Origin of the sequence: Streptomyces sp. NPDC050423 (genome assembly GCF_040655445.1) — a bacterium.
In the GTDB taxonomy this organism is placed as follows: Bacteria; Actinomycetota; Actinomycetes; order Streptomycetales; family Streptomycetaceae; genus Streptomyces.
This window is the reverse complement of sequence record NZ_JBFAJY010000015.1, coordinates 19,357-34,250: the sequence shown is the minus strand read 5'-3', so window position 1 is coordinate 34,250 and position 14,894 is coordinate 19,357. Positions and strand designations below refer to the sequence as shown.

Here is a 14,894-nt window from a genome sequence, read left to right as displayed (position 1 = left end):
CCGATCGCGGGAGCGGCTGTCCGACCGGAGTCGTACGCTGGACAACACCCGGCCCGCCCGGGGGGTGCTTTCCGGATCAGGCCGGAAACCGCCCCCAAACACGTGTCGGGCCCTTCGCGTTGCCCCTGTCAGCAGCCGGCTGCCAGATCTCGCCCTCATTACCCGGACGGAAGCCCTTCATGAGCCTGCACGGTCTGCTGGATGTCGTCGTACGTGACCCGGCACTGTCCGAAGCGGTGAAGGCCGCCGGGGACGGCCGCCGGATGCACATCGACCTGGTGGGCCCGCCCGCCGCCCGGCCCTTCGCCGTGGCGGCGCTGGCCAGGGACGCCGGGCGGACCGTGCTCGCCGTCACCGCGACCGGACGCGAGGCCGAGGACCTGGCGGCGGCGCTGCGCACGCTGCTCCCGCCGGACACGGTCGCGGAGTACCCGTCCTGGGAGACGCTGCCGCACGAGCGGCTCTCGCCCCGCTCCGACACCGTGGGCCGCCGGCTGGCCGTGCTGCGCCGCCTCGCGCACCCGAGGCAGGACGACCCGGAGACCGGGCCGGTCTCCGTCGTCGTCGCGCCGGTGCGCTCCGTGCTCCAGCCGCAGGTCAAGGGGCTCGGGGACCTGGAACCCGTGGCGCTGCGGATCGGGCAGAGCGCCGATCTGGGCGAGACGGTCGAGGCGCTCGCGGCTGCCGCGTACTCCCGGGTCGAGCTGGTCGAGAAGCGCGGTGAGTTCGCGGTGCGCGGCGGCATCCTGGACGTCTTCCCGCCGACCGAGGAGCACCCCCTTCGGGTGGAGTTCTGGGGCGACGACGTCGAGGAGATCCGCTACTTCAAGATCGCCGACCAGCGCTCGCTGGAGATCGCCGACCACGGGCTGTGGGCGCCCCCCTGCCGCGAGCTGCTGCTGACCGACGAGGTCCGCGAGCGGGCCGCCGCGCTCGCGGAACAACACCCCGAGCTGGGCGAACTGCTCAACAAGATCGCCGAGGGCATCGCGGTGGAGGGCATGGAGTCCCTCGCACCGGTCCTCGTCGACGACATGGAGCTCTTGATCGACGTGCTGCCCCGGGGCTCGATGGCCGTGGTCTGCGACCCGGAGCGGGTCCGGACCCGGGCCGCCGACCTGGTCGCCACCAGCCAGGAGTTCCTGGAGGCGTCGTGGGCGGCCACCGCGGGCGGCGGCGTGGCCCCGATCGATGTCGGCGCGGCCTCGCTGCGGGGCATCGCGGACGTCCGCGACCGGGCCCGCGAGCTGGAGATGATGTGGTGGTCGGTCTCCCCGTTCGCCGCCGACGAGGAGCTTGACGATGACACCCTCAAGCTCCGGATGCACGCCCCGGAGGCGTACCGCGGCGACACCGCCCGCGCGCTCGCCGACACCAAGGGCTGGCTGGCCGACGGCTGGCGCACGGTGTACGTCACCGAGGGCCAGGGCCTCGCCTCCCGCACCGTCGAGGTGCTGGGCGGCGAAGGCATCCCGGCCCGCCTCGACGCGGACCTGGCGGAAATCTCGCCGTCCCTGGTCCACGTCTCCTGCGGCGCCATCGACTTCGGGTTCGTCGACGCGGAACTCAAGATCGCCGTCCTGACCGAGACGGACCTGACCGGCCAGCGTACCGCCATCAATGGCCTGGGCCGGATGCCGGCCCGCCGCCGCAAGACCATCGACCCGCTGACGCTGGAGACGGGCGACTACATCGTCCACGAGCAGCACGGCGTGGGCCGCTACATCGAGATGGTGCAGCGCACGGTGCAGGGCGCCACCCGCGAGTACCTCCTCGTGGAGTACGCCCCCGCCAAGCGCGGCCAGCCCGGCGACCGGCTCTACATCCCGACCGACCAGCTGGAGCAGGTCACCAAGTACGTCGGCGGCGAGGCGCCCACCCTGCACCGGCTCGGCGGCGCGGACTGGACCAAGACGAAGGCGCGCGCCAAGAAGGCCGTCAAGGAGATCGCCGGCGACCTGATCAAGCTCTACGCGGCCCGGATGGCGGCCCCCGGCCATGTCTTCGGCCCGGACACGCCCTGGCAGCGCGAACTGGAGGACGCCTTCCCGCACGCGGAGACGCCCGACCAGCTCACCACCATCGCCGAGGTCAAGGAGGACATGGAGAAGTCCGTCCCCATGGACCGGCTGATCTGCGGCGACGTCGGTTACGGCAAGACGGAGATCGCGGTCCGGGCGGCCTTCAAGGCGGTCCAGGACGGCAAGCAGGTGGCTGTGCTCGTCCCGACCACCCTCCTCGTCCAGCAGCACTTCGGCACCTTCACCGAGCGGTACGCCCAATTCCCCGTCAACGTACGGGCGCTGAGCCGCTTCCAGTCCGAGTCCCAGTCCAAGTCGACGCTCGAAGGGCTCCGCGAGGGCTCCGTCGATCTGGTCATCGGCACCCACCGCCTGTTCTCGTCCGAGACGAAGTTCAAGGACCTGGGTCTGGTCATCGTCGACGAGGAACAGCGCTTCGGTGTCGAGCACAAGGAGCAGCTGAAGAAGCTCCGCGCCAACGTGGACGTCCTCACCATGTCCGCGACGCCCATCCCCCGTACGCTCGAAATGGCGGTGACGGGCATCCGCGAGATGTCGACGATCACCACACCGCCCGAGGAGCGCCACCCGGTCCTCACCTTCGTCGGCCCGTACGAGGAGAAGCAGATCGGCGCGGCCGTCCGCCGTGAACTGCTCCGCGAGGGCCAGGCGTTCTACATCCACAACCGGGTCGAGTCCATCGACCGCGCCGCCGCCCGGCTGCGCGAGATCGTCCCCGAGGCGAGGATCGCCACCGCCCACGGCCAGATGTCCGAACAGGCCCTGGAACAGGTGGTGGTGGACTTCTGGGAGAAGAAGTTCGACGTCCTGGTCTCCACGACGATCGTCGAGTCCGGCATCGACATCTCCAACGCCAACACCCTGATCGTGGAGCGCGGCGACAACTTCGGCCTCTCCCAGCTCCACCAGTTGCGCGGCCGCGTGGGCCGTGGCCGCGACCGCGGTTACGCCTACTTCCTCTACCCGCCGGAGAAGCCGCTCACCGAGACGGCCCACGAGCGCCTCGCCACGATCGCCCAGCACACCGAGATGGGCGCGGGCATGTACGTGGCCATGAAGGACCTCGAAATCCGCGGCGCGGGCAACCTCCTGGGCGGCGAACAGTCCGGCCACATCGCGGGCGTCGGCTTCGACCTGTACATCCGCATGGTCGGCGAGGCGGTCGCCGGCTACCGGGCCTCCCTGGAGGGCGGCGTGGAGGAGGAACCGCCGCTGGACGTCAAGATCGAGCTCCCCGTCGACGCCCACATCCCCCACGACTACGCCCCCGGCGAGCGGCTCCGCCTCCAGGCGTACCGCTCCATGGCTTCGGCCAACTCGGAGGACGACATCAGGGCCGTCCGCGAGGAGCTCACCGACCGCTACGGCAAGCTCCCGGAACCGGTTGAGAACCTCCTCCTGGTGGCCGGCCTGCGCATGCTGGCCCGCGCCTGCGGCGTCGGCGACATCGTCCTCCAGGGCTCGAACATCCGCTTCGCCCCGGTGGAGCTGCGCGAGTCCCAGGAACTCCGCCTGAAGCGCCTCTACCCCAAGACGGTCATCAAGCCGGCCCTCCACCAGATCCTGGTCCCGCGCCCCACGGCCGGCCGGATCGGCGGCAAGCCGGTGGTGGGCCGCGAACTCCTGGCGTGGACGGGGGAGTTCCTCACCACGATCCTGGGCTCGTAGCGGCGGGGGCGGGGCCGCCGCGCCGCAAGCCCGTAGCCCGTACCGGCCCCGCCGGGCATCCGGCGGGGCCGGTGCCGTGCCCGGGGTCAGGGCGCGGCAGGTTTTTCGAACGTCATCCACACGGTCTTGCCGACGACGTGGTGGTCGGCCACAGGTAGGCCGCTGCCGCTGCCGCTGCCGCTGTCTCGCACTTCGAGGTGGAGCGGGGACGGCACGTGGTCGAGCGCCGGCGGATCATGTATCTCGACGGTGAGGCGTGCGAGTTGACCGACACCTACTATCCGGTGGAGATCGCCCGGGGCACGGGCCTGGCCGGAACAGGGAAAATCCAGGGAGGGGCCATCAGGCTGCTGGCCGATCTGGGCTTCGCCGGTGTCCGGGCGCAGGAGTGCGTGGTGGCCCGCATGCCGTCCGGGAACGAGCGGGCGGCACTGTCCCTGGCCGCGGGCGAGCCGGTGCTCGAACTGACGCGGCTCACACTGGACGGGGACGACCGGCCCATTCAGGCCGACGTGATGGTGATGCCGCCGCGAGGCCAGGAGCTGCGGTACGAGATCAGGATCGGATGACGGTGACCGGACCGGACGAGGAGGCTGCGGACCGCCGCTCCCTGCACGAGCGGATCGCGGCGGACCTGCGGGACGAGATCATGTCCGGGGACCTGGCTCCGGGAGCCAGCCTGCCGTCCACCGTGCACCTCAAGGAGCGTTTCGACGCCTCGAACGCGACCTGATGGACGACGAGCCGGTCGAACTCCGCACGCGTCCCCACCCAGGACCAGTACCAGGCGCTGCGGCTTCCCGGCTCCCTGCCGGTGCTGCGTACCCTGCGCGTCGTGTACAGCGACGACGAGCGTCCGATCGAGGCGACCGTCATGGTCAAGGCGGGCCATCTGTACGAGTTGCAGTACGAGTTCAGGGCCGAGTGAACCCGGCCGGACGGTGTCCGCCCCGGCCGGGCCATGTGATCCGGGACGCATCCGCGGCGGACATCGGTCATCGATGCGTCCGAACGGGGCAGACGTCCGTAGGATTCCCGGGTTGGTTCGGCTTTCTCCCCGTCAGGACGGCTCCGAGTGATATCTCCCCGCGCTTATCGAGTGATGGTGCCCGCCCTCGGCATGGCCGCCGTGCTGGCCCTGGCCGGCTGTGACCCCGAGAAGATCACGTCCGGTGCCGAGTCCCCGGGCACCGGCTCGAACGGCGGCGGCGGGTCGGTCACCGGCTTCGGTGCCAGCCCGCTCGACAACGCCGACGGCACGAAGCCGGGGCTGGCGCCGCTCACCTCCGACGCGGACCGGGCGGCGGCCCGGAAGGTCATCGGGAAGGTGGCCACCAAGGGGCGCGGTCCCAAGACCGGGTACGCGCGGGACAAGTTCGGGTATGCGTGGAAGGACACCGTCGACGGCATACCGCTCTCGCGCAACGGGTGTGACACCCGCAACGACCTGCTGGCCCGGGACGGCAGGAAGGTCGAGCTCCGGTCGGGGTCCGACTGTGTGGTCGTCGCCATGACGCTCAAGGACCCGTACACCGGGTCGACCATAGAGTGGCGCAAGCAGCAGGCCACCAAGGTCCAGATCGACCACGTCATGCCGCTGTCGTACGACTGGCAGATGGGCGCCGCCCGCTGGAACGAGGCGAAGCGGCAGCAGATCGCCAACGACCCGCTCAACCTGCTCCCGGTGGACGGCCCGGCGAACAACGCCAAGCGCGACTCGGGCCCCGCGTCCTGGCTGCCGCCGTACAAGCCGGTCCGGTGCTCGTACGCGCTGCGGTTCGCCCAGGTGTCGCTGAAGTACCAGCTCCCGGTCACGACGGCGGACAAGAAGGTCATGCTGGAGCTGTGCGGCGGCTGACCGCGCGGCGGAACCCGCCCGGCACTCCGTACCCGTCCGGGCGGGTACGCACCTTTCGTCCGGTGGGAGAGAAGGTCCTGAATCGACTGCGCAGATGTGAGAGTTGACTCTCACAAATCGTGAGAGGATGCTCTCACGTCATGACCTCCCATAATCCCCTGGGCGATATCGAGATCACTGATCCGCAGGCGATGCGCGCGTTGGCGCATCCGGTGCGGCTGGCGATCCTCGACCACCTCCACCGGCACGGGCCCGCGACCGCGACGGAACTCGCGCCCGACGTGGGGGCGACGCCGTCGGTGACCAGCTGGCACCTGCGCCACCTGGCCGGCTTCGGGCTGGTCCGCGACAGTGAGCCGGGCCCGGACCGGCGCCGGCGGCGCTGGGAGGCCGTGGCGCGCGGATTCCGGTTCGAGGCACCGCGGGACCCGGCCGACGAAGAGGGCCGGGCAGCCGCGCGGGTGCTGTCGCAGCAGATGTTCCTGCGCTATGCGGACGTCCCCGCCCGGTGGGCCGCCGAGGTCGAGCCCGAACTCGATCAGGCGTGGCGCGGGCAGGCCGGGCTGGCCAACACCCGCGTCGTGGTCTCGGCCGAGGAGCTGGCCGCCATCGAGGAGGGGATCGAGCGCGTTCTCGCGCCGTACGTGACTCGCGACGCGGCCGAGCGGCCCGCGGACGGCCGCGGCGTCCGGCTGATGCGCTACGTCCTGCCGGAAGCCGCCGGGGAGCAGGCCCGGCCGACGCCGTGAACAGCCCGGACGGGACCGCCGCGATATCGCTGTGGCGGGATCGACGGTTCCGCCGTTTCTGGGCCGGCCAGTCGGCCTCGCAGTTCGGCGACAGGATCACCGAACTGGCCCTGCCCCTGATCGCCGTCAGCACCCTGAACGCCTCGGCCAACCAGGTGGCGTGGCTGACCGCGCTGATCTGGACCCCGAATCTGCTCGCGATCCTGCTGGGGGCATGGGTCGACCACCGGGGCGACAAGCGCCGCCTGATGATCCTTGCCGACCTGGTGCGCGCCGCGGTGCTGCTCAGTGTCCCGGCGGCGTATCTGCTGGGGGCGGTGACGCTCGTGCAGCTGTACGCGGTGGCGCTGCTGATGGGCACGGCCGGGGTGCTGTTCAACACCGCCTATCCGCCGTTCTTCGTACGGCTGGTACCGCGTGCTTCCTATGTCGACGCGAACAGCAAGCTCAGCGCCGGCCGGTCGGTGTCGTACGTCGCCGGCCCGGCCATCGGCGGCGTTCTGGTGCAGGCGCTCAGCGCACCCGTCACCCTCGTCGTGGACGCCCTGAGCTTCCTGGTGTCAGCGGTCCTGGTCGGTCGGGTATCGGTCGACGAACCGCCTGCGGCGCCCGGCGGTGCGACGGCGTCGTCGCTGTTGCAGCGCGCCCGGGAGGGAATGTCGTTCGTCGTCCGTCACCCCGTGCTGCGGGCGGCCCTCGGATGCGCGGCGACCGTCAACTTCTTCACCTTCGTCGCGGGCAGCGGGCTGATCGTCCTGTTCGCCGGCCGGAGCCTCGGACTGTCGGCGGGCGCGATCGGCATCGCGTTCGGGATCGGCGCGACCGGTTCCCTCCTCGGCGCGGTGTCCGCCCCGAGGATCTCGCGACGGTTCGGCGTGGGGCGCGGCATCGTCGTCGGCGCGGTGCTGTTCCCGGCACCGGTCGCCATCGCCGCAGCCGCGGGCGGCCCGCTCTGGCTCCGTGCCGGCGCCCTGGCCGCCGCCGAGTTCCTGTCCGGCTTCGGTGTCATGCTGTTCGACGTCAACCTCAACTCCCTCCAGGCCGCGGTGATCCCCGACGGCATGCGCAGTCGCGTCGCAGGCGCGTACAGCACGGTCAACTACGGCGTACGCCCCGTCGGCGCCGTCGTCGGCGGGCTGCTCGCCACCTTCGTGGGTCTGCGGGCGACCCTCCTCGTCGCCGCTGTCGGCGGGGCCCTGTCACTGCTCTGGCTGCTGCCCTCGCCGATTCCCCGTACCCGCTCCCTGAGCCGGCCTGATCCGAACGGAAGACCCTAGGGCGTGTTTCGGAAGTCCCGCCTGCCCGGCGGTGTCTGGCACGCACGCTCGCCGCGTTGTCGGGATCGCCCCGATACAACCAGTATCGGGGCGACCCTCCGCCTTGCGATCGCACGCACCGGACACCGCCGGGCCCGCCCTTCGCGCGGACGGCGCTACTTTGGAAACACGCCTAGCGCTCCGCCCGCGCGGGAGTGCCGCTCTGCGCGTTGTGGTCCGCCGCCGCCTCCCTGATCGCAGCTTCCCTGATCGCCGTCACCGCGTCGGCGGTCCGGCGCGGCGACGCCCGGACGGTGCGGCTGAACTCGACGTGCAGGAAAGGGAGTTCGGCATCGGCCGCGTCCCGTCCCTGGACGTTCGTCCGGCCCTCCAGGGAGCAGCGGCGCACCCAGACCCGGCAGACCTCGAAGCCCTCCTGCCGCAGTGCCGCCGACAGTCCCTCGCCCCAGGCGCGGCCGTGGTCGCCCTTCCCGGTGGAGACGATCACGTCGTAGTCCGGTTCGGTGGAGTCGGCGTAGCCGTGGAGCTGGATGCCGGGCAGCCGGTGGGTGACCAGTTCGGCGCAGACCGCGTGGAAGACGGTGTCCCGGCGGTGGGCGACATCCGCCGCGCCGTCCTCGCCCGCCCTGCGGTTCGCGCCCGCCAGGACCATGACCCCGCCCGGCGTGGCCCGCCAGGCGCCCACGCCCAGCTTCTCGCTGTCGGCGTCGGCGACCGGGTGCGGGACCTGGACGGACCAGGTCGCGGTGGGGCGGGACAGGTCGATGTACACGCGTCCCCAGCCGCGGGCGGATTCCCGCGCCCGGTCGGCGATCTCGGCGAAGGGCCGGCCGGTGGCCGTGTCCGTGAACGTGGCCACCCCGAAGTCGATCTCGGCGAGGCGCTGTGCGGCGTCCTTGTGGCGGCCGTCGAGGTAGAGGCCGACGCCCTCGGCGACGGTGCGGCGATCCAGGGCCGTCGGCGGGTGGAAGCCGCTGCGGCGGATCGTCTCCCGGGTGTAGTCGTCGATGCGTGCGGCGAGGTCGATGCCGTCCCGGGGGCGGGCACGCTGCGGCCGGTCCCCGTCGGAACCCCCTCCTCCGGAGGGGGTGACGAGCACCACAACAGCCGCTACGACGGCTGTGACCAGCAATGTTGCAGAGATCGCCGAGTTTTTGGCCCATTTGCTCGTCATATTCAAGTAAAAATACATGGGTGACCCGACGTCTTTATGTTCCCTTCACCTCTCGCGCCGCCCTGGTGGGGCTCCTCGCGCTGGCCCTCACCGGCTGCTCCCTCCTGGGCGGTGACACCGAGTCCGGCGGAAACGGTCCGGCCAAAGGGGGAGGGCCGTCGTTCACCGTCGCCGCGGCCGGTGACATCCTGATCCACCCGCCGCTGATCGAACAGGCCCGCAAGGACGCGAAGGCCGAGGGGAAGAAGGGGCTGGACTTCTACCGGCTCATGGCCGGGGTGCAGCCCGTCATCTCCCGTGCCGACCTGGCGATCTGCCACTTCGAGCCGGTGGTGGGCAAGCCGAACGGACCGTTCCGCAGCTTCCCGGACTTCCTGGTGCCGCCGCAGATCACCACCGCGGTGAAGCAGGTCGGCTACGACACCTGCTCGACCGCGTCGAACCACACGCTCGACCACGGCCGGGCCGGCGTGAAGCGCACCCTCGACGCCCTCGACAAGGCCGGGCTGAAGCACACCGGCTCGGCGCGCAGCAAGGCCGAGGCCGACAAGCCGCTGATCATGGACGTCAAGGGCGTCAAGGTGGCGCAACTCTCGTACGCCTTCGGCTTCAACGGGCGCGAGGTCCCGGCCGGCACGCCCTGGGTCGTCAACCAGAACGACTTCGCCCGGATCAAGGAAGCCGAGAAGGGCGCCCGCGCGGCCGGCGCCGATGTGGTCATCCTGAGCATCCACTGGGGGCGCGAGCACCACCCCGAGCCCAGCTCGGGGCAGATCAAGCTGGCGCGCAGGATCGCCCGGGAGACGGGCATCAACCTGGTGATCGGCCATCACGCCCATGTCGTGCAGCCGATGGAGAAGGTCAACGGGACCTGGATCGCGTACGGGCTGGGCAATCAGGTGGCCCGGCACGAGGTGCCGTCAGGACTGACCGAGGAAGGCATCATCGGCTGGTTCGAGTTCCGCAAGCGCGGCGGGTCGTGGGACGTGCAGGCGCGGTACGTACCGACGCTCGTCTCCATTCCGCCCACCGAGACGGACGCGGCGAAGACGGTGCCGTCCGACGCGGTGCAGGACCACCGGCTCGTCGATGTGGCCGCGGCGCTGCGCGACGGCAAGGAGCTGACGCCCGAGGAACGGGCCCGCTACCGGCTGGCGTTCGAGCGCACCCAGGGCACGATGCTCAACCGCGGGGCCGCGCAGGACGGCCTGAAGCCGCTGCAGGGCCTGCCCGGGTGACCCCGGGCGAGGGCCCGCCGTCAGCGCGGTCGGACGGCGGCCGGTGATGGCGGTCGGCGGCGGACGCCGGTGATGACGGCCAGGTGAACACAGGATGTCGCCCGGGTTCATCTGGCCGGCCCTGTGGCCTGATTCGAGTGGTCTGCATCACAACTTCTTTTTTCACTGCAACCGTTCGGAATGCGAACGAGTCATGATCTTCCGTGTGGGCGTTCGATTTTTTGGGCGTGTCGACGCACCCTGAAATTCAGAGAGTCCCGAAAGGGACAGAAGTCGCAGAAGTTCCACACTGGGCGAAAGCTCCGTTTACTCCCGCAGGGTCGACCGCTCCTGCCGCATCCCGACCGCTCCCGCAGTGCCGAAGTACCAGAAGACGCAAGAAGTTCCAGAAGGGATGCACCATGGCCGCCTCGCCTGTGAAGCGGCGACACAAGGTCCGCCGCCGGGCCGATATGTCGTTGCTGGGTGGTATACGGCCGCCCATCGCGGTCCTCTCGGTCCTGCTGCTCTCGCTCGCCGCCATCACCGCGCTCGGTCTGGGCCGCACGGTGCAGGACCGCGTACCCGAGGCCGTACTGACCTCCCAGCAGGAGTTCGCCGAGGACGGCGCCATCGCCCTGCGCGCCTCCATCGACGAGAGCTTCACCGACCTGGGGCGGACCGCCGGCCTGTTCAACGCCGCGGACCAGGTCTCTCCCGACGCGGTGCTCGACAAGATCAGCAGCGTCTACCAGAAGTGGACCGGCACCGCGGTCGTCGAGATCTCCTCCGGCAAGCTGCTCGCCGCCCGTGGCGAGAACGTCCCCCTCACCGCGATCGACACCTCGAAGCTCAGCGGCAAGGACGCGCTCGGCCCCCGCATGGTGAAGCTGGCCAACGGGGAGACCCGGCTGCTCTCCTTCGCCCTGCTCTCCTGGCCCGGCGCCCCGCAGCAGCTCCTGGTCGCCTCCAGCAATCTGCGGTTCCCCGGCATCAGCCTGGGCCAGTTCCGCTCCATCGCGGTCATCGACGCCGACGCCGCCATCCTCTCCAGCGACGGCATCCCGCAGCCCGAACAGCTGCTCACCGACACCCAGCGCGCCGACGCCAAACGCGCCGCCAAGCAGCTGAAGAGCTTCGCGAAGACCGCGTCCGTCAAGGTCCGCCAGCACCCGCTGTCCGCCAAGGAACCCGGCTCCGGCGGCTTCCCCGGCGTCAGCGGCAGCCTGCTCGGCAGCGTGCACGCGGGCGACCGCAACGTCGCCGGCTACGCCTCGCTCGCCGGACCCCAGCCCGGCGAACCCACCGTCGCCACCGGCCTCGGCCTCAGCGTCGTCGCCATGGTCCCGGTGGCCGAGAACCCCACCGCGGTCGCCGGCCCCTTCTTCGGCCTGGTGGCCGCCGGCTGCCTGGTCGTCGTCGGCGCACTCGCCGTCGCGCTGCTCCTGGGCACCGTCCAACGGCCGCTGATCCGGCTCTTCCTGGAGAGCCGGCGGCTGACCCGCGGCGACCTCACCCGACCGGTCAGCTCCCCCTCGTACGGCGAAGCCGCCCGGATCGGGAACTCCCTGGAACGGCTGCGCCGCCAGTTGCTCGGTGAGGCCCGGTCCGCCGAGCCGCCCCGGCGCGGCCGGTTCGGCAGCCGCGGACTCCTCGTCGTCTGCGGGGTGCTCGTACTCGCCTGGTGCGCCCCGATGCTGCTGCTCCTCAACCGGGCCGACGCCACCGCCGTCGTACCGCAGCAGCTGGTCAACGACCAGCGCGAGCGCACCGACACCCTCACCGACCGGGTACGCCGGGCCCTCAACGAGGGACAGGCCGACCTCCTGTCCGTGGCCACACTGATCGGCGCCGACACCTCACCCGCCGACATGCGCAGCGTCCTGGACCGCACCCGCCAGGAGCACGACCGCTACCAGTCGCTGTACGTCCTCGACGCCTCCGGGAAGGTCGCCGCGCACGCGGGCGACACCCCGCACCAGCCCATCGGCAAGGCATCCACCGGCCAGCTCATCCGGGTGCTCAACGACTCCGGCAAGAAGCCGGTCATCGTCGCCCAGGCCGGGATACCCGGCCGCGACGGCGCCACCGTCGTCGGCGAGTTCCGTATCGAGTTCGTCAACGGCCTGCTCAAGCGGCCCGGCCTCGGCCAGGTCAACATCGTCGACGACAAGCAGCGGATCATCGGCGGCAACTCCGGCTACCGCGCCTTCCAGGAGCTGTCCGGCGAACGGCTGCGGACCCTCGTGGCCGGCACCAACCAGAAGACCGGCGTCAGCACCCACCCCAGCGGCATCATGTACCGCGACGGCGGCAAGGTGCAGATCGCCGCGGCCGCGCCCTTCGTCGGCGGCGGGGCGGCGAAGTCCCTCGGCTGGACCGTGGTCAGCCGGCAGCCCGCGAGCTCCCTCGCCATCCCCGAATACCGCCGGCAGAACCTCACCGTGCTCGCCGGGCTGCTGGGGATGGCCGCGGCCATCGCCTGCCTGGGCTGGCTCCACATCGTCGTCGTACGCCCGCTGCGCGCCCTCGCCGACCAGGCCGAGGCGCTCGCCGGCGGTGACCGGCGCACCGTCCTCTATCCGCGCCACCACGACGAGGTCGGCGCCGTCACCCGCTCCCTGGAGCTGCTGCGCCAGCAGCTCCCGGCGCAGCAGAAGCGCGAGCCCGCGCCGACGGCGCCCACGACCTACGCCGAAAGGACCTGACCGGCCGTGCTGTTCCTTTACACCGTGCTGGTGGTGTGCTGCGCGATCCTGCTGACAGCGGGCATCGTCGAGCAGCGACGCCACTTCATCAACCTGGAGCGAATACCCGCCCGGGTCCTGGTGAACGGCATCCGCGGTAAGTCCTCCATCACCCGGCTCTGCGCGGGCGCCCTGCGCGGCGGCGATCTGGTGACCGTCGCCAAGACCACCGGTACGGCGGCCCGGTTCATCCACCCGGACGCCACCGAGGAACCCGTCTACCGCAAATTCGGCCTGGCCAATGTCGTCGAGCAGATCGGCATCGTGCGCCGCGCCGCCTCGTACGAGCCGCAGGCCCTGGTCATCGAGTGCATGGCGGTGATGCCGGCGCTCCAGGAGATCAACCAGTCCAAACTGATCCGCTCCACGATCGGCGTGCTCTGCAACGTGCGCGAGGACCACCTCGCCGAGATGGGCCCGACCCTCGACGACGTGGCGCGCTCGCTCTGCCGCTCCATGCCGGAGGGCGGCATCTGTGTGACCGCCGAGGTCGAACGGTTCGCGATCCTCCAGGAGGAGGCCGACGCCCGCGACTGCGAGCTCATCTACGCCGACCCCGAGACCGTGAGCGACGCGGAGCTGCGCGGCTTCAGCTGGTTCACCTTCAAGGAGAACGTGGCCATCGCGCTGAAGGTCGCCGAACTGCTCGGCGTGGAGCGGGAGACCGCGCTGAAGGGGATGTACGACGCCCCGCCGGACCCGGGCGTCCTCTCCGTCGAGAGGTATGTGACGCCGGACGGCAAGAAGCTGCGCTTCGCCAACGTCTTCGCGGCCAACGACCCCGAGTCGACGCTGATGAACGTCAACCAGCTGCTGGACCTGGGCGCCGTCCACCGTCCGCTGAACGTCGTCATCAACTGCCGCCCGGACCGGGTCGAACGCAACGGCCAGATGGGCGAGATCATCCCCGACCTCCAGCCCGACAAGGTCTTCGTCATCGGCCACCCGGCCAAGAGCGCCATCGACGCGATCCCCTCCGAGTGGCGCAGCCGCGCGGTGGACCTGGGCGGTGACCGCCGCGACCCGGAGGAGTTCATGCGTGAGCTGCTCGGCGGCCTCGGGCCCGACTCGTCGCTGATCGCCATCGGCAACATCCACGGCCAGGGCGAACTGCTGCTGGAGCACCTCAGCGAACTCCCGCCCGACGAGACCCCGGACGAGCAGCTCGACCGGGCCCCGGACGAGCAGGCCGAGGAGATCCCGGACGAGCGGGGCACGCAGCCCCCGGACGAGCAGCCGGCCCCGCCCGCCCCGCAGCACGTCCGCCACGACGAGACGCTGCCGCTCCAGCAGTACCGGCCGCATCTGGACCCGTACGCGCCCTACCCGGAGGCGTACGAGACCCGCTACCAGCCGCACCCCACGGTCCAGACCCCGGTCCAGGTCCAGGCCCCGGCACCGGTCCAGACCCCGGTCCAGGCCCCGGCACCGGTGCCGGCACAGCCCCGGCAGCGCGGCATGTTCGAGCCCGCGCTGCCCCCGGACAGCCAGCCCCCGGAACGCCGGCAACAGCCGGAACACCAGCAGCAACAGCACCAGCCGGAGCACCAGCAGCCCGCACAGCCGTACCAGCACGGGCAGCAGCCCCCGGGGCAGCAGGGCCCGTACGCGGCCCCGTACCCGCCGCAGGACCCCTACCAGCAGAGCCGGCAGAACAGCGCAGGAGACCCCCGTTGATCCCCACCGTCCTGACGCCCGAGATCGCCGCCATCGGCATCGCGCTCGGCCTGATGTTCTCCCTGGTCTGCTATCTGACGACCAACCTCTCACCCGGCGGCATGATCACCCCCGGCTGGCTCGCGCTGACCCTCGTCGAGGACCTCCAGCGCGCGGCCATGGTGGTCGGCGTCACCGTCCTCACCTACGTCTCCGTGCTGCTGCTCCAGAAGGTCGTCATCCTCTACGGGAAGCGGCTGTTCTCCGCGGTGGTGCTGACCGGGGTCATCCTCCAGGCGACGGTGATGATCGTGCTCCAGGTGGAGTTCCCGCTGATGTACGCCAACCAGACCCTCGGCTTCATCGTCCCGGGTCTCATCGCCTACCAGCTGGTCCGCCAGCCGAAGGGCGCGACGCTGCTGGCCACCGGCTCGGTCTCGCTGCTCGCCTACGTCGTCCTGACCGCCGGCATCCTGCTCGGCGCCCTTCCGTCTGCCTGAGGTGAT

Annotated in this window: 9 protein-coding genes and 2 pseudogenes; 10 read left to right on the top strand and 1 reads right to left on the bottom strand. The window is 71.0% G+C overall.

The window, feature by feature from the left end; genetic code table 11:
- Positions 1-179: 179 nt before the first annotated feature.
- From mfd to AB0I52_RS13740, 6 genes and pseudogenes are all read left to right on the top strand, one after another.
- Positions 180-3,710 carry a transcription-repair coupling factor gene (gene mfd, locus AB0I52_RS13765; RefSeq protein WP_363072099.1) on the top strand — a complete coding sequence of 1,177 codons (3,531 nt, stop codon included), beginning with the start codon at positions 180-182 and terminating at the stop codon, positions 3,708-3,710.
- Between the two features lie 179 nt (positions 3,711-3,889).
- A pseudogene (locus AB0I52_RS13760) lies at positions 3,890-4,279 on the top strand (UTRA domain-containing protein); the annotation flags it as partial.
- A pseudogene (locus tag AB0I52_RS13755) lies at positions 4,276-4,638 on the top strand (GntR family transcriptional regulator). The pseudogenes AB0I52_RS13760 and AB0I52_RS13755, both read left to right, overlap by 4 nt.
- Before the next feature lie 174 nt (positions 4,639-4,812).
- Positions 4,813-5,568 carry an HNH endonuclease family protein gene (locus tag AB0I52_RS13750; protein ID WP_363072280.1) on the top strand — a complete coding sequence of 252 codons (756 nt, stop codon included), beginning with the start codon at positions 4,813-4,815 and terminating at the stop codon, positions 5,566-5,568.
- 140 nt (positions 5,569-5,708) lie between these two features.
- On the top strand, positions 5,709-6,317 hold the full coding sequence (locus AB0I52_RS13745; protein WP_363072097.1) for a helix-turn-helix domain-containing protein: 609 nt from the start codon (positions 5,709-5,711) through the stop codon (positions 6,315-6,317).
- Entirely contained in the window at positions 6,314-7,594 is a 1,281-nt protein-coding gene (locus AB0I52_RS13740) for an MFS transporter (protein ID WP_363072095.1), read from the top strand. Before AB0I52_RS13745 ends, AB0I52_RS13740 begins: the two co-directional genes overlap by 4 nt.
- A 172-nt stretch (positions 7,595-7,766) precedes the next feature.
- Here the strand turns inward: AB0I52_RS13740 and AB0I52_RS13735 are convergent, their stop codons facing one another.
- The gene (locus AB0I52_RS13735; RefSeq protein WP_363072093.1) at positions 7,767-8,768 is read right to left on the bottom strand and encodes a hypothetical protein; all 1,002 of its coding nucleotides are present in this window, start codon (positions 8,766-8,768) and stop codon (positions 7,767-7,769) included.
- Between the two features lie 104 nt (positions 8,769-8,872).
- Here AB0I52_RS13735 and AB0I52_RS13730 point away from each other — a divergent pair, with 104 nt between their 5' ends.
- The 4 genes from AB0I52_RS13730 (at position 8,873) to AB0I52_RS13715 (ending at position 14,888) form a co-directional block, all read left to right on the top strand.
- Complete coding sequence (locus AB0I52_RS13730) at positions 8,873-10,006, top strand: CapA family protein (protein WP_363072278.1); 1,134 nt, start codon at positions 8,873-8,875, stop codon at positions 10,004-10,006.
- Between the two features lie 401 nt (positions 10,007-10,407).
- Positions 10,408-12,693: a cache and HAMP domain-containing protein gene (locus AB0I52_RS13725; protein ID WP_363072091.1), complete on the top strand. Its 2,286-nt coding sequence runs from the start codon at positions 10,408-10,410 to the stop codon at positions 12,691-12,693.
- A 6-nt stretch (positions 12,694-12,699) separates the two neighbouring features.
- Positions 12,700-14,409, top strand: coding sequence for a poly-gamma-glutamate synthase PgsB (gene pgsB, locus AB0I52_RS13720; RefSeq protein ID WP_363072089.1), 1,710 nt, complete (start codon positions 12,700-12,702; stop codon positions 14,407-14,409).
- The gene (locus AB0I52_RS13715; RefSeq protein ID WP_073738471.1) at positions 14,406-14,888 is read left to right on the top strand and encodes a poly-gamma-glutamate biosynthesis protein PgsC/CapC; all 483 of its coding nucleotides are present in this window, start codon (positions 14,406-14,408) and stop codon (positions 14,886-14,888) included. The genes pgsB and AB0I52_RS13715 overlap by 4 nt, the downstream gene beginning before the upstream one ends.
- The last annotated feature ends 6 nt before the right edge of the window (positions 14,889-14,894 follow it).

Coding starts and splice junctions, on each gene's coding strand:
- AB0I52_RS13750 (WP_363072280.1), top strand. CDS start 4,813: ATGGTGCCCGCCCTCGGCATGGCCGCCGTGCTGGCCCTGGCCGGCTGT.
- mfd (WP_363072099.1), top strand. CDS start 180: ATGAGCCTGCACGGTCTGCTGGATGTCGTCGTACGTGACCCGGCACTG.
- AB0I52_RS13725 (WP_363072091.1), top strand. CDS start 10,408: ATGGCCGCCTCGCCTGTGAAGCGGCGACACAAGGTCCGCCGCCGGGCC.
- AB0I52_RS13735 (WP_363072093.1), bottom strand. CDS start 8,768: ATGACGAGCAAATGGGCCAAAAACTCGGCGATCTCTGCAACATTGCTG.
- AB0I52_RS13745 (WP_363072097.1), top strand. CDS start 5,709: ATGACCTCCCATAATCCCCTGGGCGATATCGAGATCACTGATCCGCAG.